This window comes from Neisseria sp. P0014.S002, assembly GCF_051958295.1.
Taxonomy (GTDB): Bacteria; Pseudomonadota; Gammaproteobacteria; order Burkholderiales; family Neisseriaceae; genus Neisseria; species Neisseria flavescens_B.
Map to the genome: position 1 here is coordinate 52,298 of NZ_JBQCVO010000002.1, position 20,615 is coordinate 72,912.

The following is a 20,615-nucleotide window of genomic DNA, read 5'->3' on the forward strand; positions in this document are numbered from 1 at the left end:
CCTTTGTTATATAAGGCCGTCTGAAAATATTTTGGCATGATTACGACCTATAAAACCATCACCACACCGACACAGGCTGAATTTAAAGATAAAGGCAGCCGCTTCATTGCATATGCCTATCCGATCCGCACTTTGTCTGATGTGAAGAAGTATCTCGACCCATTAAAGGAAGAGCATCACAAGGCAAGACATTGGTGCTATGCTTATCGATTGGGTGTGGATGGAATGCAGTTTCGCGCAAACGATGATGGGGAACCGTCCGGAAGCGCAGGCCGCCCTATTCTGGGGCAGATTGATTCTGTCGGCGTAACGGATGTGTTGGTTGTGGTTGTGCGCTATTTTGGCGGTACGCTATTGGGTGTTCCCGGTCTGATTCATGCCTATAAGGAATCAACAGCTCAGGCATTGGCGATAGCTGAAGTTGTTGAAAAGAACGTCGAAAAGACAGTTTGGTTGAAGTGTGAATATCCTGTTTTGAATGAGGCTATACGGATTGCCAAACAATATCAGGCCGATATTGTGGAACAGGATTTGCAGCTGGATTGTAAGTTGACAGTGAAAATAGCATTGGCCGATTATGAAGCTTGTATTGCTGCTTGGAAAAATACGCGCCAAATTGAAGTAGATACTGAGAAGCCGTTTGAATAAAAGGTCGTCTGAACATATTTGAGAAATCAAAAGTTTCAGACGGCCTTTGATGTTTTAGCCTTGGTATCTGTCTAAAGCATTTACGCTTGAGCGCAGGTGTTCCCAAGCCAGTTGATGAAATTCTCCCAGTGCGTTCCATAGGGCATCTTCGCTCATAATGCTGTATTCGCCCTGTGTATGTAAATCAACATTTGCCCCTTCTTCAATGGCTTGATGGCATGCTTGGTATTCGTTGGTATAGAAGTCATCCATGTCTTGCATGAGGCTTGCAGCATGTTTCCAGCGGGCGATATCTGCTTCCAGTTGCGGCAGTAATTCGCACCATTCGCGGTATTTGCTTTGAATTTCGTCAATACGTTTTTGCATGATTTGTCCTTTCGTTGTTTGAAATTAGAGTATGGTTGTCTTGGTGCAATATTATTCTTAATTTGAAACAGCTAGGCAAGATGGAACAATATTCCATCGATTGAATTTTATTTACAACATCTATTCATCAAGGAGATGGTATGAAATTGCTCGTTATTGGTAATGGTGGACGTGAACACGCACTGGCTTGGAAATTGGCGCAGTCGTCTAAAGTAGAAACTGTCTTTGTTGCACCTGGTAATGCCGGAACGGCAATTGAGCCTAAACTGCAGAATGTAGCGTTGACGGCGCATCAAGATTTGATTGATTTTTGCCGTAATGAAAATATTGCCTTTACCGTAGTCGGCCCTGAAGCTCCTTTGGCTGCCGGTATGGTGAATGACTTCCGTGCTGCCGGATTGAAGATTTTTGGCCCGACTCAATACGCAGCCCAGCTGGAGAGTTCAAAAGATTTTGCTAAAGCATTTATGGCAAAATATAAGATTCCGACTGCGCAATACCAAACCTTTGAAAATGCTGATGCGGCACATGATTACGTCAACCAAAAAGGTGCGCCGATTGTTATTAAGGCGGATGGTTTGGCTGCCGGCAAAGGCGTGATTGTTGCTATGACTTTGGATGAAGCCCATGCCGCTATTGACGATATGTTGTTGGGCAATAAAATGGGTAATGCAGGCGCGCGGGTTGTGATTGAAGATTTCCTGCAAGGCGAGGAAGCAAGCTTTATCGTTATGGTGGACGGTAATCATGTTTTGCCGATGGCAACCAGTCAAGACCATAAACGTCTGCTGGATGACGACAAAGGCCCTAATACCGGCGGTATGGGCGCATACAGCCCTGCTCCGGTGGTAACGCCTGATGTGTACGAGCGCGCGATGAATGAAATTATTTTGCCGACTGTGGCTGGTATGAAAGCAGAAGGTCATGAATTTACCGGCTTTTTATACGCGGGCTTAATGATTGATAAAACCGGTGCGCCTTATACCATCGAATTTAACTGCCGTTTCGGCGATCCTGAAACCCAGCCGATTATGAGCCGTTTGGATAGCGATTTGGTGGATTTGGTTGAAGCGGCAATCGACGGCAAACTGGATAGTGTTACCGCCGAATGGAATCCGCAGACTGCGGTAGGCGTGGTGTTGGCCGCACAAAACTATCCTGACTCTCCGAAAAAAGGTAATGTGATCTTTGGCTTGGATAAGGCCGATCAAATCGGTAAAGTATTCCATGCAGGTACTGCAGCGAATGAAAAAGGCGAAGTGGTAACCAACGGCGGCCGTGTATTGTGTGTAGTCGGTTTGGGCGATGATGTTGCCCAAGCTAAGAGCAAGGCTTATGAGGCATTGGAAACAATCCGCTTTGACGGTATGCAATACCGTAAAGACATTGCCGATAAAGCCATCAACCGTTAATAATGAATAGAAACAGGCCGTCTGAACACAGATTGTCCGACAATCTCAGTTTCAGACGGCCTTGGTATTATGATGATGTTCCCCAGAATTTTATCGGCTGCAGCCCAACGCAGGCTGCAGGCGCATCTTAAAAAAGGCGGTTTGGTCGCCTATCCTACCGAGTCTTGCTATGGCTTGGGCTGTGTCCCTACTTTGCCCAAAGCACTCAATCAACTGATCCATCTGAAAAAACGACCGCAACACAAAGGCATGATTGTCATAGGCCATAGCTTGGAACAGTTGCAACCTTTACTGCAAAGGCCGTCTGAAAATATCCAAACCATGCTGCATGAAGCATGGCCGGCTCCGAAAACTTTTTTATTGCCGGTCGGCAAAAAAGTATTGCCTTCATTGCGGGGGAAAGGGCGCAGTAAATTGGCTGTCAGGGTTCCTGCGCATGCAGGTGCAAGGCGTTTGTGTCAGGTTTTGAAAATGCCTTTAGTCTCTACTTCATGCAATCGTGCAGGCAAACGGGCGTGCAAAACGGAAAGGGAAGTCAGAAGACAGTTTGGCAGGAAAGTTTGGGTTGTAGGCGGATTGATAGGTAAGCAGAAAACGCCTAGCCAGATTATTGACGGAGAAACAGGGGCAAGGCTGCGTTAAAGAAGAGCTGTATTATCAAAGGAAAGGTATTTATTTGGAGAAGAAAATTTTTTCAAAAGATTGGAATACCTTTGTGAAAAGCATTTAGCTCAGATCCAGTTTGATGTATAGCAGTCTGTAAGTACAGATCGATTAAGCAGATAGTAAGTCAGTAAATAGAGTATAAAGCAGTATTTTTTGAAATGCTCTTGCAAAGAATGAAGCAAATTTTGAGCGTAAATGAATTGCTGTAATAAATCATTTTTGAATAAACAAATTTTGTGGATAAATTTGAAGATAAATTTCCATCAAAACATAAAAAGGCCGTCTGAAACTTGATATTCAAAGCATTCAGACGGCCTTTTAAATATTTAAACTGTGGATAATTTTGTGAATAAGTGTGGATTAAAGCTTATGTCCGCACACAGTTTCGTATTGTTTTTCAGTAATTGTACCGCTCATGACGCTCATTGGGCGGATGCTGGTCGGCGTATAACTTTGGTTGGAAATCACTCGGCCGTGTTCATCCATCAATTGCAGCGCTGCCAGACGATAGGTTTTGTTTGAGCAATGAATTTCCCAGCTGCCGATGGCTGTTTTATAGGCCGGAGTATTGACGAAACGCTCTTCTTTCAGTTTGGAAACGGTTTTTTTATCGCGGAAAGTAACCAGTGCACCATTTCTTTTAATGCTGCTTCTATCAATGGCCACTTTGATATTGCCTTCAGAGATGGTGCCGATATTGGTCCAGCTGCTACCGCCGCTCGATGTGGTGGTTGTTTCACAGGCACTCAACATCAAAGCCGCAAATACGGTTGCAGCTAGGGAAAAACGTTTGATATTCATAAAACCTCATTAATTACAAAAAGTCAGCCGATATTATCCGCGAAGATGGCATATATCGTAAATCGATTTTGCAAAGTTGAACCTCTGAAAAGAATTTTATGAAAAATACGCTGAAAAGGCCGTCTGAAACTTGTCTTTCAGACGGCCTTGGAGTGTAAAATCATGTATAATTGCAAACAATTTGGTTTTCATCCCATAGGAAGATCCGACATGATTAACCCTATCGCTGCACTTTCCCCGTTAGATGGCCGCTACGCCAAATCCGTTGAAGCATTGCGTCCGATTTTTTCCGAATACGGCCTGATGCGTGCGCGTGTCAAAGTTGAATTAAACTGGCTCAAAGCCCTTGCCGCCGAGCCTAAGATTGTAGAAGTTCCTGCTTTCAGCGATTTTACGCTTGCCGAAATCGACAAAGTGATCGAAAACTTCTCTCTTGAAGATGCTGCCGCCGTCAAAGCCATTGAGGCGACCACCAATCACGACGTCAAAGCCATCGAATATTGGCTTAAAGAACGCTTTTCCGGCGTGCCTGAAGTGGCTGCTGCCAGCGAGTTCATCCACTTCGCCTGCACCAGCGAAGACATCAACAACCTGTCCCACGCTTTAATGCTGCAAGAAGCGCGTGAGGTTGTTTTGCTGCCGAAACTGGCCGAAATCATCGAGAAGTTGACCTGCATGGCGCATGAGTTGGCTGCCGTCCCTATGATGAGCCGCACGCATGGCCAGCCTGCTACACCAAGCACATTGGGTAAAGAAATCGCCAATGTTGTGTACCGCCTGCAACGTCAGTTTAGAAACCTGCAAGCGCAAGAGTTCCTCGGCAAAATCAACGGCGCAGTCGGCAACTACAATGCCCATATGGTCGCTTATCCCGATGTGGATTGGGAAACCCATTGCCGCAACTTCGTTGAAATCAGCCTCGGCCTGACCTTCAACCCCTACACCATTCAAATCGAGCCGCATGACTATATGGCGGAATTCTTCCAAGCCATCAGCCGTGTTAATACGATTCTGATCGACTTTAACCGCGATGTTTGGGGCTACATTTCTTTGGGTTACTTCAAACAAAAAGTCAAAGCAGGCGAAGTCGGCTCTTCCACCATGCCGCACAAAGTCAATCCGATCGACTTTGAAAACTCCGAAGGCAACCTCGGTATGGCCAATGCCGTATTGGGCTTTTTGTCCGAAAAACTGCCGATTTCCCGTTGGCAGCGCGACCTGACTGACAGCACCGTATTGCGCAATATGGGCGTAGGCGTGGGCTATACCGTATTGGGCTTTGCCGCCCATCTGCGCGGTCTGAACAAGCTTGAGCCGAATCCTGCCGCCCTTGCTGCCGATTTGGACGCTACTTGGGAGCTGCTGGCCGAGCCGATCCAAACCGTAATGCGCCGTTACGGCGTGGCCAATCCTTACGAGAAGCTGAAAGACCTGACACGCGGTAAAGATGGCATTACGCCTGAAGTGTTGAAACTCTTTATCGAGTCGTTGGAAATTCCGGCAGAAGCCAAAGCCAAATTGCTTGAGCTGACCCCTGCGTTGTATGTGGGCAAAGCCGAAGAGTTGGCAAAACGAATTTAAAAGGTTTTTGTAGGGTGCACTTTCTTAGTTATTGAGATTTTTTGATAGATAAGAAACCAACCCTTTGCATCCGACAAATTAAAAAGGCCGTCTGAAATCTTTTTCAGACGGCCTTTTTCGATTCAAACCGTTATTTCACTTTGTCTTTCAATGCGCCGTAGCCTGCCGCGTCCATTTCTTCCAAAGGAATGAATTTCAAACTTGCGCCGTTGATACAGTAGCGCAGTCCGCCTTTGTCTTTTGGGCCGTCGGGAAAAACGTGTCCCAAGTGCGAATCGGCGGCATGGCTGCGCACTTCGGTGCGGCGCATGTTGTAGCTGAAATCGTCGTGTTCGGTAACGGCGGCGGCATTAATCGGGTGGGTGAAGCTCGGCCAGCCGCAGCCGGAATCGAATTTGTCGGCAGAGCTGAACAGGGGTTCGCCGCTGACGACGTCCACATAAATGCCGGGTTTGAACAGATGGTCGTATTCGTGGCTGAAGGCGTATTCGGTCGCGCTGTTTTGGGTAACTTGGTATTGCTCTTCGGTCAGGAGGCGTTTGAGTTCGGCAGCACTAGGCTTTTTATACGTTGCTGCGTTGAAGCCTTTGCCTTGCGGGGCGGCTTTGCTTTTGCCCGGCAGCGGTTCGTCGGCTTTGCGGATGTCGATGTGGCAGTAGCCGTTGGGGTTTTTAATCAGGTAGTCCTGATGGTATTCCTCGGCATCGTAGAAGTTTTTCAGCGGCTCGTTTTCGACGACGAGGGGCTGTTGGTATTTTTGCTGCTCGCGTTTGAGGGCGGCGACGATGACGGCTTTTTCGGCGGGGTCGGTGTAGTACACGCCGCTGCGGTATTGCGTGCCAGTGTCGTTGCCTTGCTTGTTGAGGCTGGTCGGGTCAACGACGCGGAAATAGTATTGCAGGATGTCGTCGAGGCTGAGTTTGTCGGCATCGTAGGTGACTTTGACTGTCTCGGCATAGCCCGTGTCGCGGTAGGACACGTCTTCGTAGCTCGGATTTTTTGTTTTGCCGTTGGCGTAGCCGGATACGGCGTCAACCACGCCGTCTATGCGTTGGAAATAGGCTTCCAAGCCCCAAAAGCAGCCGCCGGCGAGGTAGATGGTGCGCGTGTTCATGATTGCTGAATCCTTTTTCTGTGTGTCGGGTTTGTAGAACGAATTTTTCAGACGGCCTAAATCGGCATTGGGATCGCGGATTAAAGCCAATGCCTGCGCTTCGTTGATGCTGCCTTTGACGATGCGCTGCACGTCGCCGTCTTTGCCGATTAACGCCCACGAAGGGTAAACACTGATATTCAGGCTTTGGGCGATGGTGCCGTCGTTGTCGGTCACGACGGGCAGCTTAGGATAGTTCAAACCGGCATACCATTTTTGGAAGTCGCCGTCTTTTTTCTCGTGCAGAAAACCGGGCGAGGCAACGGTAATCAGGTTGGCAGAACCGAATTTTGCATCCTGCGCCCATTTTTCGGTTTGTCCCAATTCGGATAAACACAAAGGACACCAACTTGCCCAAAATTTAATCAGGGTGGGTTTGTCTTTTTTCAAGAAAACACTGGCAGGGCGGTTGTCAGGGGTTTTCAACGAGGACAATGCCTGCGGTATGGTTGCGGCTTCGGTATCCATCATTTTGGATGAGCAGGCGCCAAGCGCAAGCAGGCAGCCGAACTTGGTGCAAAGTGAAAATAATGTGCGGGGATTCATCTCTATGTTTCCTGTGTGGATGGTTTGTCTCGTTAGACGTTGGAAATGCCAAAACCTGACAACCTTGATTTTCAGACGACCTTGCCATGTAAAATACGCTACAATACTCCCTATTTCAAGTTTCTAAAATTAAAAGGAAAATTTAATGTTCAGCTTCTTCCGTCGCAAGAAAAAACAGGAAACTCCGGCTTCTGAGGAGGCTCAAGTTCAGGAAACCGCAGCAAAAGTAGAATCTGAAGTTGCTCAAGTAGTTGAAAATATTAAAGAAGATGCCGAATCTTTAGCAGAAAACGTCAAAGGGCATGTTGAATCAGTTGTCGAATCGGCTGTTGAAACTGCCAGTGAAACCGTCGAACAGGTTCGGGAAGCTTTAACCGAAACGCCGTCTGAAACAGTTGAAAAAGTAGAAGAACACGTTGAAGCGGCAAAAGAAGCGGCCGTTGAAACCATCAGCGAGGCTGTTGATCAGGTTCAAGAAACCGTTGCCGAGATGCCGTCTGAAGCGACCGAGGCCGCTGAGGAAGCAGCAGAACAGGCTGAAGCGGTAAAAGAAGCGGCCGTTGAAACCGTCAGTGAGGCTGTTGATCAGGTAAAGGAAACCGTTGCCGAAATGCCGTCTGAAGTAGCCGATGCTGTCGAGGAAGTAGCAGAACAAGCCGAAGCAGTAAAAGAAGAAGCTGTTGAAGCAGTTAGCGAGGCTGTCGAGCAAGTTCAAGAAGCCGTTGCGGAAACACCGGCTGAAGCCCCTGCTCCGGCAGAAGAACACAAGCTCAGTTGGGCGGCGCGTTTGAAACAAGGCCTGACCAAATCGCGCGACAAAATGGCAAAATCGTTGGCCGGCGTGTTCGGCGGCGGACAAATCGACGAGGATTTGTACGAAGAGCTGGAAACTGTGCTGATTACCAGTGATATGGGCATGGAAGCCACCGAATACTTGATGAAAGACGTGCGCGACCGTGTCAGCCTCAAAGGCCTCAAAGACGGCAACGAATTGCGCGGTGCGCTGAAAGATGCGTTGTACGACTTGATTAAGCCTTTGGAAAAACCTTTGGTATTGCCGGAAACCAAGGAGCCTTTCGTGATTATGCTTGCCGGTATCAACGGCGCAGGCAAAACCACATCTATCGGCAAATTGGCCAAATACTTCCAAGCGCAGGGCAAATCTGTATTGCTGGCGGCAGGCGATACTTTCCGTGCCGCCGCGCGTGAGCAGCTTCAAGCTTGGGGCGAACGCAACAATGTGACCGTGATTTCGCAAACTACGGGCGATTCCGCAGCCGTTTGCTTCGATGCCGTCCAAGCCGCGAAAGCGCGCGGAATCGACATTGTGCTGGCCGATACAGCCGGCCGTCTGCCGACGCAGCTTCATTTGATGGAAGAAATCAAAAAAGTGAAGCGCGTGTTGCAAAAAGCCATGCCTGATGCGCCACATGAAATCATCGTCGTGCTTGATGCCAACATCGGTCAAAACGCCGTCAACCAAGTGAAAGCCTTTGACGAAGCGCTGGGCCTGACTGGCCTTATCGTGACCAAACTCGACGGTACGGCCAAAGGCGGCATCCTCGCTGCCCTTGCCTCTGACCGCCCTGTTCCTGTCCGCTATATCGGCGTAGGCGAAGGCATCGACGATTTGCGTCCGTTTAATGCCAAAGCGTTCGTAGATGCCCTATTGGATTAACAAGGCAGGCTGAGGCTTTGTGAACGCTGTTTGCAGGGTGTTTCATGCACTTTGAAGGCTCTGTATTCGGTATGGGATACCTAAGCCAAACAGGCTGTTAAAAAGGCCGTCTGAAACCTAAAATCAGGTTCCAGACGGCCTTTATTTATTTGCAGATTTAGTTTTTCCGTGCGGTAACAAACTCGGCCAGTTGGCGCAGGCGCAGGGCTTTGCCGCCGAATGGCTCGATCAGGGCAACAGCTTCTGCAATCAGCGTTTCTGCGTAAGTACGCGCGGCCTGCAGGCCCATCAGTTTGACGTAGGTCGGTTTGTCGTTATCCGAGTCTTTGCCGGCGGTTTTGCCCAAGGTGGCGGTATCGGCTTCGCAGTCCAATACATCGTCGATCACTTGGAAAGCCAAGCCCAATTTGGCGGCGTAGCGGTCTAAGGTTTGGATTTGCGCCGGTGTTAAGTCCGGGCAGGAAAGTGCGCCTAAGGCGACTGCCGCGCGGATGAGTGCGCCGGTTTTGAGGCTGTGCATCTGTTCCAGTTCGGCCTGATTCATGGCTTTGCCGACATTGGCAAGGTCGATGGCTTGTCCGCCCGCCATGCCGAGGCTGCCGGATGCCTGGGCCAGTGTGGACAACATGGCAAGCTGACGTTCGGCAGGCAGGCCTGTCGGACGGCTCAATACATCAAAGGCTTGGGTTTGCAGCGCATCGCCGACCAAAAGGGCGGTTGCTTCATCGTATTGCACATGGCAGGTCGGTTTGCCGCGGCGCAGGCTGTCGTTGTCCATCGCCGGCATATCGTCGTGAACCAGCGAATAGACGTGCACCATTTCGATGGCCGCCATCGCCTGCTCGACGGCATTTTGGTTTGCTTCGCCCAATTCGGACGCGGCAAGCACCAAGAGCGGGCGCAGCCGTTTGCCGCCGCCGAGGGTAACGTAACGCATGGCTTCGTGCAGCGTATGCGGCACTTGGCTTTCAGACGGCAAGAAATGCGCCAGCAGCAATTCGGTTTGCGCTTGGGCTTTTTGCTGCCATGTTTTGAGTTCATTCTCCGGGTTCAAGGTTCAACTCCTTCAGTTCGCCGGCATCCAAGACTTGCAGTTTCTGCTCGACTTCCGCCAATTTGGTTTGGCAGTATCGGACCAATTCGTTGCCTTCCTGATAGGCGGCCAGGGCGTCTTCCAGCGGCATTTCGCTGCTTTGCATGGCCTGGGTCAGGGTTTCGAGGCGGGATAAGGCTTCTTCAAAGGATTGGGGGGCGTTTTTTTTCATGGTTTGAAATGATGGGCAGAAAAAGGGAATTGTAGCATTTTTAGATGATTAAGGCCGTCTGAACAGGGATGAAAACGAAATCAAAGATTTCTGTTTCTTCGTTCAGACGGCCTTTTTTCAAACGGAATAATGTTATCAGCCCGGTAAAACGGCTTTTTGATAGTTGAGTGCGATAAACTGCTTCTCGGCATCCAATTCAGTGATTTTGAACAATGCCTGCGATTTAGGCAGCGCGTCAAACGGAATACCGGTCGCGCGCGTGACCAGCGGCAGGCCTTCAATGCGGACGAGGTCTTCTTTGAGGATGGTGGCCGTCAGCTCGCTCGTGCCTTGCTGTTGCAGATAGACGAGGCTCCAGTAGGCTTCCATTTGGCGTTGGAAGTCGGCGTAGGCGGTATAGGCGGCATCGAAGTCGCGCAGCGCGGCGAAAAGCTCGGCGTCGCTGTTTTGATACAGCGGCTCGGCAGTGTCGTCTATCAGGCTGATCAGCTGCTTTTGGTTGATGTAGTCGGCGGCGCGGCGCAGCGGCGAGGTAAACCAGCCGTAATGCTGCACGCCCATGCCGATGTGCGGCTCGGATTTGGTGCTCATGCGTACTTTGCCTGCCGGTTGGACGCGGAAAAGGCCGGGCAGCTCGTTTTCATCCAGCATTTGTGCCCAAGTGCTGTTGGCAAGAATCATCATTTCGCTGACCAGCGTATCGATGGGCGAACCGCGTTCGCGGCGGACGACAGATACGTTGCCTTCCTCATCCAATTCGATGCTGTAATCGTATTGCGGCGCGCGGTCGGGTTCGTATTTGCCGCGCGCTTTTTGCAGGGCAACGGCGAATTGGTGGAACCAAATCAGGTCTTGATGATGGGCGAACATCATTTCGCTGGCTTCGTCCAAGCCGGTTTCGGCGTTGAAATGCGGCTCGATGGTTTGGATGCGCAGATTTTCGGCGATGTTGACGGCTTCGATTTTGCAGGTCGGCTCGCCGACGTTGAACTCGCTGTCCACATCAAAATAAATGCTGACGGCAGGACGGTACGCGCCCGCATCGAGGCTGAACGCGGCAATCCAGTTTTCAGGCAGCATGGTGATTTTGCCGCCGGGGAAATAGACCGTGCTCAAGCGTTCCATGATGTTTTTTTCCATTTTGTCGCCTGGTTTAATGGCAAGCGACGGCGCGGCGATGTGGATACCGACGCGCTTCATGCCGTTGCCCAAATCGGTCAGGCTTAAAGCGTCGTCCACTTCGGTGGTCGATTCGTCGTCAATGGAAAAGGCGGTAACGTCGGCCTTGGGTAATTCGGGCATTTCGGGAAGGGCAAGGTCGGGGAAGCCTGTGCCTTTGGGGAAGTATTTGATTTCAAAACCGTCTTGCAGGTATTGCGGAATGGACGTAATGCCGCCTGTTTTTTTCGCCAATTCGTAGGCGGAGGTTTTCAGCGCGTCGGCAGCTTTGGTAAAGGCTTTGTAGGTCAGCGACTGCTTGTCGGGCGCGTGCAGGATGGTTTTCAAATCCGCTGCGATTTCAGACGGCATCTCGCCGCGTTTCAAGGCTTCCGCCCAAGCGTCGATTTGCGCGTCTTGCTGTTTTTTGCGTTCGATGGCGGCAAGCGCCTGTTTCAAAGTTTCTTCGGGCGCGGCTTTGAACACGCCTTTGGCTTTTTTGTAGAAATACATCGGCGCGGCGTAAAGCGCAATCAAAGTCGCCGCCAGCTCGGTTTTGGTCGGCGCATGGCCGTAATATTCTTCGGCGATGGCTTCGGCGGTAAATTCCTCTTCGCCGCATACTTCCCACAATAAATCGGTGTCGATGTCCGCCGCCTGCGCCTGCGCGTTCTCCAAAAACGCCGCCATATCGCCGTCAAATTCGGCAAAGACATTGTTCGCCTTAACTTTGGTGCGTTTGCCGTGTTGGGTATCGACTTGGTAGGTGGCGTCGTTTTTTTGGACGATGGAGGCAACTTTGAATTGGCCGGACTCTTCGTAAAAGATATTCATTTTTTTAGGATTTTATGATTTGTAGGAAACGCGTGATTTTAGCAGATTTGCACAAGAAAGGCCGTCTGAAAAACATACTTTCAGACGGCCTGTTCAAACGGCGGATGATTAATACTGATATGCCGCCAGTTTGCGTTTGATTTCAGGCAGGGCGGCGCGTGCGGCCTGTTCGCCCAATTGGATGGCGCGTTGTTTTTGGTCGAAACCGCCAACCGAACCCAGCTCTAAAACCTGCGGTTTGATGACCACATTGGCTTGTCCCAATTCTTGGCGTAACGCAGTTTGACTCATTACGTTGAAGGTTTGGTCAAGATAGGAGAACATGCCTTGGCTGACGTTTTTGGCCGGACGGGCGGAAATATCGACGGCAATGATGAAGTTTGCGCCCAGTTTTTTCGCCGCGCTGACCGGTACGGGCTGCGACAGGCCGCCGTCCACATATTTGCGGCTGCTGATAACGACAGGCTGGAATACGTTCGGAATCGAAGCAGAAGCGCGGACGGCCTGTCCGGCATTGCCTACGTTGAACACCACCGGTTTGCCGCTTTCAAAATCGGTCGCAACGGCGGCAAATTTGATGGGGAATTGCTGCATCGGGCGGTTGCCGACTTTGCGGTTGATGTAGTTTTGCAGTTTTTCGCCTTTAATGAAGCCGCTGGTGGACAAGGTCAAATCCACCAAATCGGTTTTACCCAAAATTTCCGCTTCCAATTCGAGGCGGTCGGGCGACATTCCCGAAGCGTACATACTGCCGACAATCGAGCCTGCAGATGTGCCGGTAACGATTTTGACCGGAATATTGTTTTCTTTCAAAACCTTAATAATCCCGATATGGGCAAAGCCTTTGGACGCGCCGCCACCCAAAGCCAGCGCAACCGTGGCTTTCGGTTTGGGTGCAGTATGTGAAACCGTATTTTGACCCTGCGTAGAAGGTTTGGATTGAGGCGCGTTGCCGCTCGGACAGGCAGCCAATACCAAGACGGACGAAGCGGCTAAAAACGTTTTGAATGTGGAAAAAAGTTTATTCATGTTCAGACAGCCTTTAATATGTCGAAAGGGTTATTCTACTCTCAAATTAAGTCGAAAGGCCGTCTGAAATCAAGTTTCAGACGGCCTTTTAAATCAAGCTTAAGCCAATTCGAGCTGTTTTTCCAAGCTTTCGACCAGTTGGTCGTCCAAATTCAAAGCTTGGGACAAACGGCTCAGGAATACGATTTCCTTGCGCGACAAGTCCGCGCAGACCAATCGGGCCGCCAGATAAGTTTCAGCTGCCAAAGCCTCGTCGCTGCCGATAGAAGCGGCAATTTGCTCGATAGAGGCCGGTTGCGCATATTCCGCCTGCAACCATGCCGCCGTTTCCGCATCGCTGCCGCTTTCACGCTCAATCGCCGCACGTTCCGCATCGTCAATCAGGCCGTCTGAAGCCGCCGCCGCAATCATCGTTTGCAAAATCACACGGCTGTGGTTTTCACCAATCAGACCGGCAGGTTGGAACGCACTTTGCGGCAATTCTTCCTGCTGGCGGTTTTGCTTCCAGTTTTGATAGCCTTTATAAGCCAGAAAACCCAAAGCGGCGACCGAGCCGGCCTTGACCAGCTTCTTTGCGTTTTTCTTTTTCAACAGCATCGATGCCAAAGCACCCGTCAGCGCGCCGCCGCCGAAAGAATTGAGCGGGCTGTCCGCTACCGCTTTGCCGCCTTTTTGAGCCGCACCCAAAACCTGATTGAGCAACTGACTGAAATCCATAAAAAAATCTCCTGAAAACCAATATATTGAAAATATAGAGTAGAAACACCCAAAAACCAAGCCAAAGAAAGTTAAAAGGTGCAAACAAGTTTTCAGACGGCCATAGCCGACTTTCGGTACAATCACACCATTCCAAACAATAAGCCCCATCATGACCGATACCGCCCAAATCATTACCAGCTATGGCCGCCGCTATATTGTCCGCACCCCTGACGGCCAAACATATGACGCCACCACCCGCAAAAAACGCGTCGATTTCGCCTGCGGCGACCAAGTCCGCATCAGCCCCATCAACGGCGAACAAGTCGTGATTGAAGACTACCTCCCGCGCGAAAGCCTGCTCTACCGCCAAGACGCGTGGAAAACCAAACTGATTGCCGCCAACGTTACCCAACTGCTCATCGTAACCGCCGCCAGCCCCTCACCCAGCGAAGCCCTGTTGCAACGTGCCCTCCTCGCGGCAGAAGCGGCCGGCATTAACGCCGTCATTGTCCTCAACAAAGCTGACCTCCCCGAAACCGCCCAATGGCGCGAGAAACTCAAATTCTACGGAACCCTTGGCTACCCCGTGGTCGAAACCAACGCATTGGAAAACGCCGACATCCTACGTCCCATTTTAGAAGGGCAAACCAACATCCTGCTCGGACAAAGCGGCATGGGCAAGTCCACCCTGACCAACGCCCTACTCGGCAACCAAGCCGCCCGAACCGGCGACATTTCCACCGCGCTCGACTCCGGCAAGCACACCACCACCCACGCCCAACTATACGATTTAAACGCAGAAACCCGACTCATCGACTCCCCCGGCCTGCAAGAATTCGGCCTGCACCATCTCCAAGCCGCCGATTTACTGCAATACTTCCCCGACCTGCGCCACCTCATCGGCCAGTGCCGTTTCCATAACTGCACCCACCGCGCCGAACCCGGCTGCGCCGTCAAAGCTGCTGCCGAATCAGGCGAAGCCAAACCCGAGCGCATCGAATTTCTGCAACGCGTTACCGATGAATTGTTGAGATAAAGTTTTAACGAAAATAAGCGTTTGGATAAATAAAAAGGCCGTCTGAAAAATTCAGACGGCCTTTTGTTGAAGCATAACCAAATTTACCTTTCAACCGGTATCGCTACCTTAGCGGGAAAGAGAAGGTGCTTTTCGTGGCGGATTGATCATGAGAAGAACGGCTTCTTCAATTTTCTTGTCCTCCCGATCATGGAGCTCTACCGGAAACTTCAGACGCAACACTGCAACAATAGCGCCAACCGATAAGCCTGCATCATTAAGCAACTCAATTTCTTTAAGTACCGGTGCGGAAAGGTTTAACATGGTTTCTCCTTAAGATTTGATACTTAGCCCACTTTATCCCCGGGCTGTGCGCCTGCGTCAACGTCGAGGAGCTTCAGTTTGCCCTCTGCCGTGGCGGCGGAGAGGATCATGCCTTCGGATACGCCGAATTTTGCCATTTTGCGCGGGGCGAAGTTGGCGACGGCGATGACCATGCGGCCGTTCAATTCGGCGGGGTTGGGATAAGACGCGGCGATACCGGAGAAGATAATGCGTTTTTCAAAACCGAAATCGAGGTCGAATTTCAAAAGTTTGGTGCTGCCTTCGACGGCTTCGCAGTTCAATACTTTGGCGACGCGCATATCGATTTTCATAAAGTCGTCAAAGCTGGCCTGTTCGGCGACTTTTTCGTATTTACTCTCTTCGGCGGCAGGCGCGGCTGCGGCGGTGATGCTTTGTTTGTTGGCTTCGATTAAATCATCCACTTGTTTTTGCTCCACTCGTTGCATTAAATGTTCGTATTTGTTGATGGCGTGTTCACCCAAGGTTTCGCGTGTATTTGCCCAAGTGATGGCTTCCAAATTCAGGAATTTGGCGGCGTTTTCGGCCACTTTCGGCAATACGGGGGCGAGGTAGGCGGTCAACATGGTAAAGGCGTTGATGAGCTCGCTGCATACTTCGTGCAGGCGTGCGTCTTGGCCTTCTTGTTTTGCCAGCTCCCAAGGTTTGTTGGCATCAACGTATTCGTTGACAATGTCTGCCAATGCCATGATGTCGCGCAGGGCTTTGGCGTACTCGCGGCTTTCGTAGCATTCGGCAATGGCTTCGCTTTGCGCAGTCAGTTTTGCCAGCAATGCGCTGTCGGCAACGTCTTTCAGACGGCCTTCAAAGCGTTTGGCGATGAAACCTGAAGCACGGGCGGCGATGTTGACGTATTTGCCGACGAGGTCGCTGTTGACGCGGCTGATAAAGTCTTGCAGGTTCAAATCGATGTCTTCGATTTTGCTGTTGAGTTTGGCGGCGATGTAGTAGCGCATCCACTCAGGGTTCAGGCCTTGTTCCAAATAGGATTTGGCGGTGATGAAGGTGCCGCGTGATTTGGACATTTTTTGTCCGTCCACGGTCAAAAAGCCGTGTGCGTACACGCCGGTCGGGGCGCGGTGGCCGGAGAAATGCAGCATGGCGGGCCAGAACAGGGCGTGGAAATAGAGGATGTCTTTGCCGATGAAGTGGTACATCTCGGTTTGGCTGTCGGCTTTGAAGTATTCGTCAAAATCGATTCCGATGCGGTCGCACAGGTTTTTAAACGATGCCATGTAGCCGACGGGCGCGTCCAGCCAGACGTAGAAGTATTTGCCCGGCGCGTCGGGGATTTCGAAACCGAAATACGGCGCGTCGCGGGAGATGTCCCAGTCGGACAGGGTGGTTTCTTCGCCTTCGCCCAGCCATTCTTTCATTTTGTTGAGGGCTTCTGGTTGCAGATGGGGCTTGCCGTCGTGCGGATTGTTGCCGGAAGTCCATGCTTTGAGGAAGTCGGCGCATTCGCCGAGTTTGAAGAAGAAGTGTTCGGATTCGCGCAATTCGGGTTTGGCACCGGAAACGGCGGAATACGGGTTAATCAGTTCGGTCGGGGAATAGGTCGTGCCGCAGACTTCGCAGTTGTCGCCGTATTGGTCGTGGGCGTGGCATTTGGGGCATTCGCCTTTGACGAAGCGGTCGGGCAGGAACATTTGTTTTTCGGGGTCGAAAAGCTGCTCGATGACGCGGCTTTCGATTTTGCCGTTGGCTTTCAGCGCGCGATAAATCTGTTCAGAAAACTGTTTGTTTTCAGGGGAATGGGTGCTGTAATAATTGTCGTAGCCGATGAAAAAGCCGGTGAAGTCGGCGAGGTGTTCTTCGCGCACTTTGGCAATCATGTCTTCAGGCGCGATGCCTTGTTTTTGCGCGGCAAGCATCACGGGCGTGCCGTGGGTGTCGTCGGCGCAGCAGTAGTAGCATTCGTGGCCGCGCAGTTTTTGGAAGCGTACCCAAACGTCGGTTTGGATGTGTTCGACCATGTGGCCGAGGTGGATGCTGCCGTTGGCATACGGCAGCGCGGAAGTGACAAGGATTTTGCGTGTCATGGTTTGTGCTTTGAAAAACAATGGATAAAGATGTCGGGAATTATACCGCAAAACAATACGCAAAGGCCGTCTGAAACCCGATTGCCGGTGTTTCAGACGGCCTTTTATTTATCGGCTGCGTATGGGATTAACCGCGTACGCGTTCGATTTTTGCACCTACGCCGCCGAGTTTTTTCTCGATGTATTCATAGCCGCGGTCGAGGTGGTAGATGCGTTCGACGATGGTTTCGCCTTCTGCGACCAAGCCGGCCATGACGAGGCTGGCGGAGGCGCGCAGGTCGGTTGCCATTACGACGGCGCCGGAGAGTTTTTCCACGCCTTTGATGTAGGCGGTGTTGCCTTCGGTGGTGATGTCTGCGCCCATGCGGTTGAGTTCGGGAACGTGCATGAAACGGTTTTCAAAAATAGTTTCCACTACGCGGCTGCTGCCTTCGGCAATGGCGTTCATGGCCATAAACTGCGCCTGCATGTCGGTTGGGAAGCCTGGGTGGACGACGGTGCGGATGTCCACGGCTTTGGGGCGTTGTTGCATGTCGATGGAAATCCAGTTGTCGCCGGCTTCGATGATGGCGCCGGCTTCGGTCAGTTTGTTTAACACGACTTCCATGGTTTTTGGGGCGGCATTGCGCAGGACGACTTTGCCGCCGGTCATGGCGACGGCGCAGAGGAAGGTACCGGCTTCAATGCGGTCGGGAACGACGCTGTGTTCGCAGCCGTGCAGCTCTTTTACGCCTTCGATGGTCATGGTTGCTGTACCGATGCCGCTGATTTTTGCGCCCATTTTGACGAGGCATTCGGCCAAATCGACAACTTCGGGCTCGATGGCGCAGTTTTCGAGGATGGTGGTGCCTTCGGCAAGCGTGGCCGCCATTAGCAGGTTTTCGGTGCCGCCTACGGTCACGACGTCCATGGTGACGCGCGTGCCTTTCAGACGGCCTTTGGCTTTGACGTAACCGTGTTCGATGGTGATTTCCGCGCCCATGGTTTCGAGGCCTTTGAGGTGTTGGTCAACCGGGCGCGAACCGATGGCGCAGCCGCCGGGCAGGCTGACTTGGGCTTCGCCGAAGCGGGCGAGGGTCGGGCCCAAAACCAAGATGGATGCGCGCATGGTTTTTACCAGCTCGTAAGGTGCGCAGGTGTTGTTGACAGTGCCGCCGTTGATTTCAAATTCTGAGATGTTGTCGGTCAAAACGCGTGCGCCCATGCCTTGCAGCAGTTTTTGGGTAGTTTTGACATCGGCGAGCATGGGTACGTTTTTCAAGCGTAAAGTGCCGGAAGTCAGCAGGCCGGCACACATCAGCGGCAGGGCGGCGTTTTTTGCGCCGGATACGATGATTTCGCCGTTGAGGGGGCCGTTGGCAGAGATTTTGAGTTTGTCCACAGGATGTCTTTCGTTATTTGTCTGCACGGTTTATGCCGCACAAATGAAATGAGATAGGTAATAAACCATCAATTATAAGGGATTATGCCCTTGCTGTTAGATTTGGCAGTATTAAATTTTCACAAGGTTTGTTTAAGTTGCGAAAGGATAAGATTTCAGGCCGTCTGAATGGTTCAGACGGCCTGTTTGCCAAGGCTTATTTTTTGGCTTTGAAGCCTAAGAGGTGTTGCGTGGTGGCCAGCCATGCGCCGAATACGCCCAGCGCGATGACGAAGCCGAATACCAGCGACACTTCGCTAAATGTGAAGAAACGCCAGCCGATGTTCAGGCCGTAGGGTTTGAAAATCGCGTCCACCAGTGGCCGTACTTCGGCCAGCAGCCAATCCGACAAGCCCAAACTGACGGCGGCTGAGAAAATACTCTGCCACATTGCCTGATAAAGGAAAGGGCGGCGGATGAAGGAAGCGGGCGCACCCAACAGCTTGGTGATTTCCAACTCTTCCTTACGGCTGAGGATTTGCAGGCGGATGGTGTTGTGTGCCACCAAGACAAAGGCCATGCCCAAAGTCAGTGAGAGGAACCATAAAATCTTGCGGATAAATTCGTTAATACGATAAAGGGTTTGTACCCATTCGGTATCCATGGTTGCCGATTCGACGCGCGGCAGTTTGGTAATGTCTTTATAGATGGCCTGCATCTGATCCGGAGAAGTGGATGGGTCGGGCGTAACGATAAAGACATCGGGCAACGGGTTGCCATCGAGCATGGAAACGAGGTTTTGGTCGAGATTGGTCTGCAATTCTTCCAAACCTTCCTGCTTGCTGATAAAGCGGACTTTATCAATACGGCTGTCGCGTTGGAGCAGGTTTTTCACTGTATCGGCATCAGAACCTGCCGCATCGGTGTCCATATAAACCGTAATCTGCGGCGACTCGTTGAGTTTGCCTAATACGCTTTGACCGCTTTGGATGCCCAAATACATAAACAGCGGCAAGGTCATGGCAACGGCAAGCATGAGCAGGGTTAGCAGCGTGCCGATGGGTTGGCGCAGAAGCTCTTTGAGCGCGGTACGCGCCGATTCGACGTGTAACGAGATGTAATGAATCATGCTCATGCGAGGCGTCCTTTCTGCAGGCGCAAGACGCGGTGGCCGTAATCCGCCATCAGCGTTTCATCGTGCGCCGCAACAATCACGGTCGTGCCTGCTTCATGGAAGGTTTTAAACAATTCCATAATATCCAGCGCATAGGCGCGGTCAAGGCTGGCGGACGGTTCGTCGGCAATCAGCAGGCTGGGTTGGTGAACCACTGCGCGCGCGATGCACAAACGTTGTTGTTCGCCGCCGGACAAAGTGATGGGCATATCGTTTTCGCGGCCTTTCAAGCCGACTTTCTCAATCGCAATACGCGCACGCTCTTCCGCTTTGCGCGGCTGATAACCGCTAATCCGCAAAGGCAGGATAACGTTTTGCAAGACATTGCGGTCGTAGAGGATTTTGTGGTCTTGGAAGACAATGCCGATATGTTGGCGCATAAAGCCGATCTGATTGTCGCTCAAGGTGCCGAGGTCTTGATTGTTAAACCAAACCTTGCCTTTGGTAGGCTTGGTAATGCCTGAAATCAGCTTCAAAATGGTGGATTTGCCCGAGCCCGAATGGCCGGCGATAAAAATCATCTCACCTTTGTTAATCTGGAAACTGACATTTTTCAGGGCTTCGAAACCGCCGGGATAGGTTTTGGAAACTTGTTCGAAACGGATCATGGGTTTTCCTGAAAATAGGGATTCAGACGGCCGGCGTCATCGATAGGGTAACATGCCGTCTGAAAAAATGGGGATATTCACAGATTATAAATATTTCGGCTGCTTTTTGATAGTGAAACCCCGGTTCTGCCGGCGGATACACTGCCGGTTTGCAACACAAAGCAATATGGTTTGAAATAAAGGCCATCTGAACGGTTGGGTTTCAGACGGCCTTTTG

19 protein-coding genes are annotated in these 20,615 nt (G+C 51.2%); 6 read left to right on the plus strand and 13 right to left on the minus strand.

Features of this window, described 5'->3' with window-relative positions; genetic code table 11:
- The first annotated feature begins 36 nt into the window (after positions 1 to 36).
- On the plus strand, positions 37 to 648 hold the full coding sequence (locus ACTHSX_RS02515; protein WP_440376723.1) for an IMPACT family protein: 612 nt from the start codon (positions 37 to 39) through the stop codon (positions 646 to 648).
- Between the two features lie 54 nt (positions 649 to 702).
- Here the strand turns inward: ACTHSX_RS02515 and ACTHSX_RS02520 are convergent, their stop codons facing one another.
- Positions 703 to 1,014: a DUF4298 domain-containing protein gene (locus tag ACTHSX_RS02520; protein ID WP_440376724.1), complete on the minus strand. Its 312-nt coding sequence runs from the start codon at positions 1,012 to 1,014 to the stop codon at positions 703 to 705.
- Positions 1,015 to 1,154: 140 nt separating this feature from the next.
- Here ACTHSX_RS02520 and purD point away from each other — a divergent pair, with 140 nt between their 5' ends.
- Together purD and ACTHSX_RS02530 are read left to right on the plus strand one after the other, a co-directional pair.
- The gene (gene purD, locus ACTHSX_RS02525; protein ID WP_440376725.1) at positions 1,155 to 2,426 is read left to right on the plus strand and encodes a phosphoribosylamine--glycine ligase; all 1,272 of its coding nucleotides are present in this window, start codon (positions 1,155 to 1,157) and stop codon (positions 2,424 to 2,426) included.
- 72 nt (positions 2,427 to 2,498) lie between these two features.
- Complete coding sequence (locus ACTHSX_RS02530; RefSeq protein ID WP_440376921.1) at positions 2,499 to 3,068, plus strand: L-threonylcarbamoyladenylate synthase; 570 nt, start codon at positions 2,499 to 2,501, stop codon at positions 3,066 to 3,068.
- 384 nt (positions 3,069 to 3,452) lie between these two features.
- On the opposite strand, the gene ACTHSX_RS02535 is transcribed toward ACTHSX_RS02530, so the two are convergent.
- Positions 3,453 to 3,893, minus strand: a complete 441-nt coding sequence (locus tag ACTHSX_RS02535) for a surface-adhesin E family protein (protein WP_285070879.1) — start codon at positions 3,891 to 3,893, stop codon at positions 3,453 to 3,455.
- Positions 3,894 to 4,103: 210 nt separating this feature from the next.
- Here ACTHSX_RS02535 and purB point away from each other — a divergent pair, with 210 nt between their 5' ends.
- Positions 4,104 to 5,474, plus strand: coding sequence for an adenylosuccinate lyase (purB, locus tag ACTHSX_RS02540; protein ID WP_440376726.1), 1,371 nt, complete (start codon positions 4,104 to 4,106; stop codon positions 5,472 to 5,474).
- A gap of 130 nt (positions 5,475 to 5,604) precedes the next feature.
- Here purB and msrAB read toward each other — a convergent pair whose 3' ends face one another.
- Positions 5,605 to 7,173, minus strand: a complete 1,569-nt coding sequence (msrAB, locus tag ACTHSX_RS02545; protein WP_440376727.1) for a bifunctional peptide-methionine (S)-S-oxide reductase MsrA/peptide-methionine (R)-S-oxide reductase MsrB — start codon at positions 7,171 to 7,173, stop codon at positions 5,605 to 5,607.
- A 145-nt stretch (positions 7,174 to 7,318) separates the two neighbouring features.
- On the opposite strand from msrAB, the gene ftsY reads away from it, so the two are divergent.
- Positions 7,319 to 8,851: a signal recognition particle-docking protein FtsY gene (ftsY, locus tag ACTHSX_RS02550; protein ID WP_440376728.1), complete on the plus strand. Its 1,533-nt coding sequence runs from the start codon at positions 7,319 to 7,321 to the stop codon at positions 8,849 to 8,851.
- A 157-nt stretch (positions 8,852 to 9,008) separates the two neighbouring features.
- Here the strand turns inward: ftsY and ACTHSX_RS02555 are convergent, their stop codons facing one another.
- The 5 genes from ACTHSX_RS02555 to ACTHSX_RS02575 form a co-directional block, all read right to left on the minus strand.
- Positions 9,009 to 9,905, minus strand: coding sequence for a polyprenyl synthetase family protein (locus ACTHSX_RS02555; protein ID WP_049349206.1), 897 nt, complete (start codon positions 9,903 to 9,905; stop codon positions 9,009 to 9,011).
- Positions 9,889 to 10,116, minus strand: a complete 228-nt coding sequence (locus ACTHSX_RS02560; RefSeq protein ID WP_003681131.1) for an exodeoxyribonuclease VII small subunit — start codon at positions 10,114 to 10,116, stop codon at positions 9,889 to 9,891. Before ACTHSX_RS02560 ends, ACTHSX_RS02555 begins: the two co-directional genes overlap by 17 nt.
- A 135-nt stretch (positions 10,117 to 10,251) precedes the next feature.
- Entirely contained in the window at positions 10,252 to 12,108 is a 1,857-nt protein-coding gene (locus tag ACTHSX_RS02565) for a ribonuclease catalytic domain-containing protein (RefSeq protein ID WP_440376729.1), read from the minus strand.
- 108 nt (positions 12,109 to 12,216) lie between these two features.
- Positions 12,217 to 13,137 (minus strand): patatin-like phospholipase family protein, encoded by a 921-nt coding sequence (locus ACTHSX_RS02570; RefSeq protein WP_440376730.1) that lies wholly within the window; start codon positions 13,135 to 13,137, stop codon positions 12,217 to 12,219.
- 99 nt (positions 13,138 to 13,236) lie between these two features.
- A complete protein-coding gene (locus ACTHSX_RS02575) occupies positions 13,237 to 13,854 on the minus strand; it encodes a tellurite resistance TerB family protein (protein WP_440376731.1) in 618 nt (205 codons plus the stop codon).
- A gap of 151 nt (positions 13,855 to 14,005) precedes the next feature.
- Here ACTHSX_RS02575 and rsgA point away from each other — a divergent pair, with 151 nt between their 5' ends.
- Positions 14,006 to 14,872, plus strand: coding sequence for a ribosome small subunit-dependent GTPase A (gene rsgA, locus ACTHSX_RS02580; RefSeq protein ID WP_440376732.1), 867 nt, complete (start codon positions 14,006 to 14,008; stop codon positions 14,870 to 14,872).
- Positions 14,873 to 14,980: 108 nt separating this feature from the next.
- On the opposite strand, the gene ACTHSX_RS02585 is transcribed toward rsgA, so the two are convergent.
- The 5 genes from ACTHSX_RS02585 to ftsE form a co-directional block, all read right to left on the minus strand.
- On the minus strand, positions 14,981 to 15,175 hold the full coding sequence (locus ACTHSX_RS02585) for a hypothetical protein (RefSeq protein ID WP_063076351.1): 195 nt from the start codon (positions 15,173 to 15,175) through the stop codon (positions 14,981 to 14,983).
- 23 nt (positions 15,176 to 15,198) lie between these two features.
- Positions 15,199 to 17,256 carry a methionine--tRNA ligase gene (gene metG / locus ACTHSX_RS02590; RefSeq protein WP_440376733.1) on the minus strand — a complete coding sequence of 686 codons (2,058 nt, stop codon included), beginning with the start codon at positions 17,254 to 17,256 and terminating at the stop codon, positions 15,199 to 15,201.
- A gap of 127 nt (positions 17,257 to 17,383) precedes the next feature.
- The gene (gene murA, locus ACTHSX_RS02595; protein WP_036492379.1) at positions 17,384 to 18,637 is read right to left on the minus strand and encodes a UDP-N-acetylglucosamine 1-carboxyvinyltransferase; all 1,254 of its coding nucleotides are present in this window, start codon (positions 18,635 to 18,637) and stop codon (positions 17,384 to 17,386) included.
- Between the two features lie 196 nt (positions 18,638 to 18,833).
- Positions 18,834 to 19,751, minus strand: coding sequence for a permease-like cell division protein FtsX (ftsX, locus tag ACTHSX_RS02600; protein WP_440376734.1), 918 nt, complete (start codon positions 19,749 to 19,751; stop codon positions 18,834 to 18,836).
- Positions 19,748 to 20,398, minus strand: a complete 651-nt coding sequence (ftsE, locus tag ACTHSX_RS02605; protein WP_003681151.1) for a cell division ATP-binding protein FtsE — start codon at positions 20,396 to 20,398, stop codon at positions 19,748 to 19,750. The genes ftsX and ftsE overlap by 4 nt, the downstream gene beginning before the upstream one ends.
- Positions 20,399 to 20,615 lie beyond the last annotated feature (217 nt).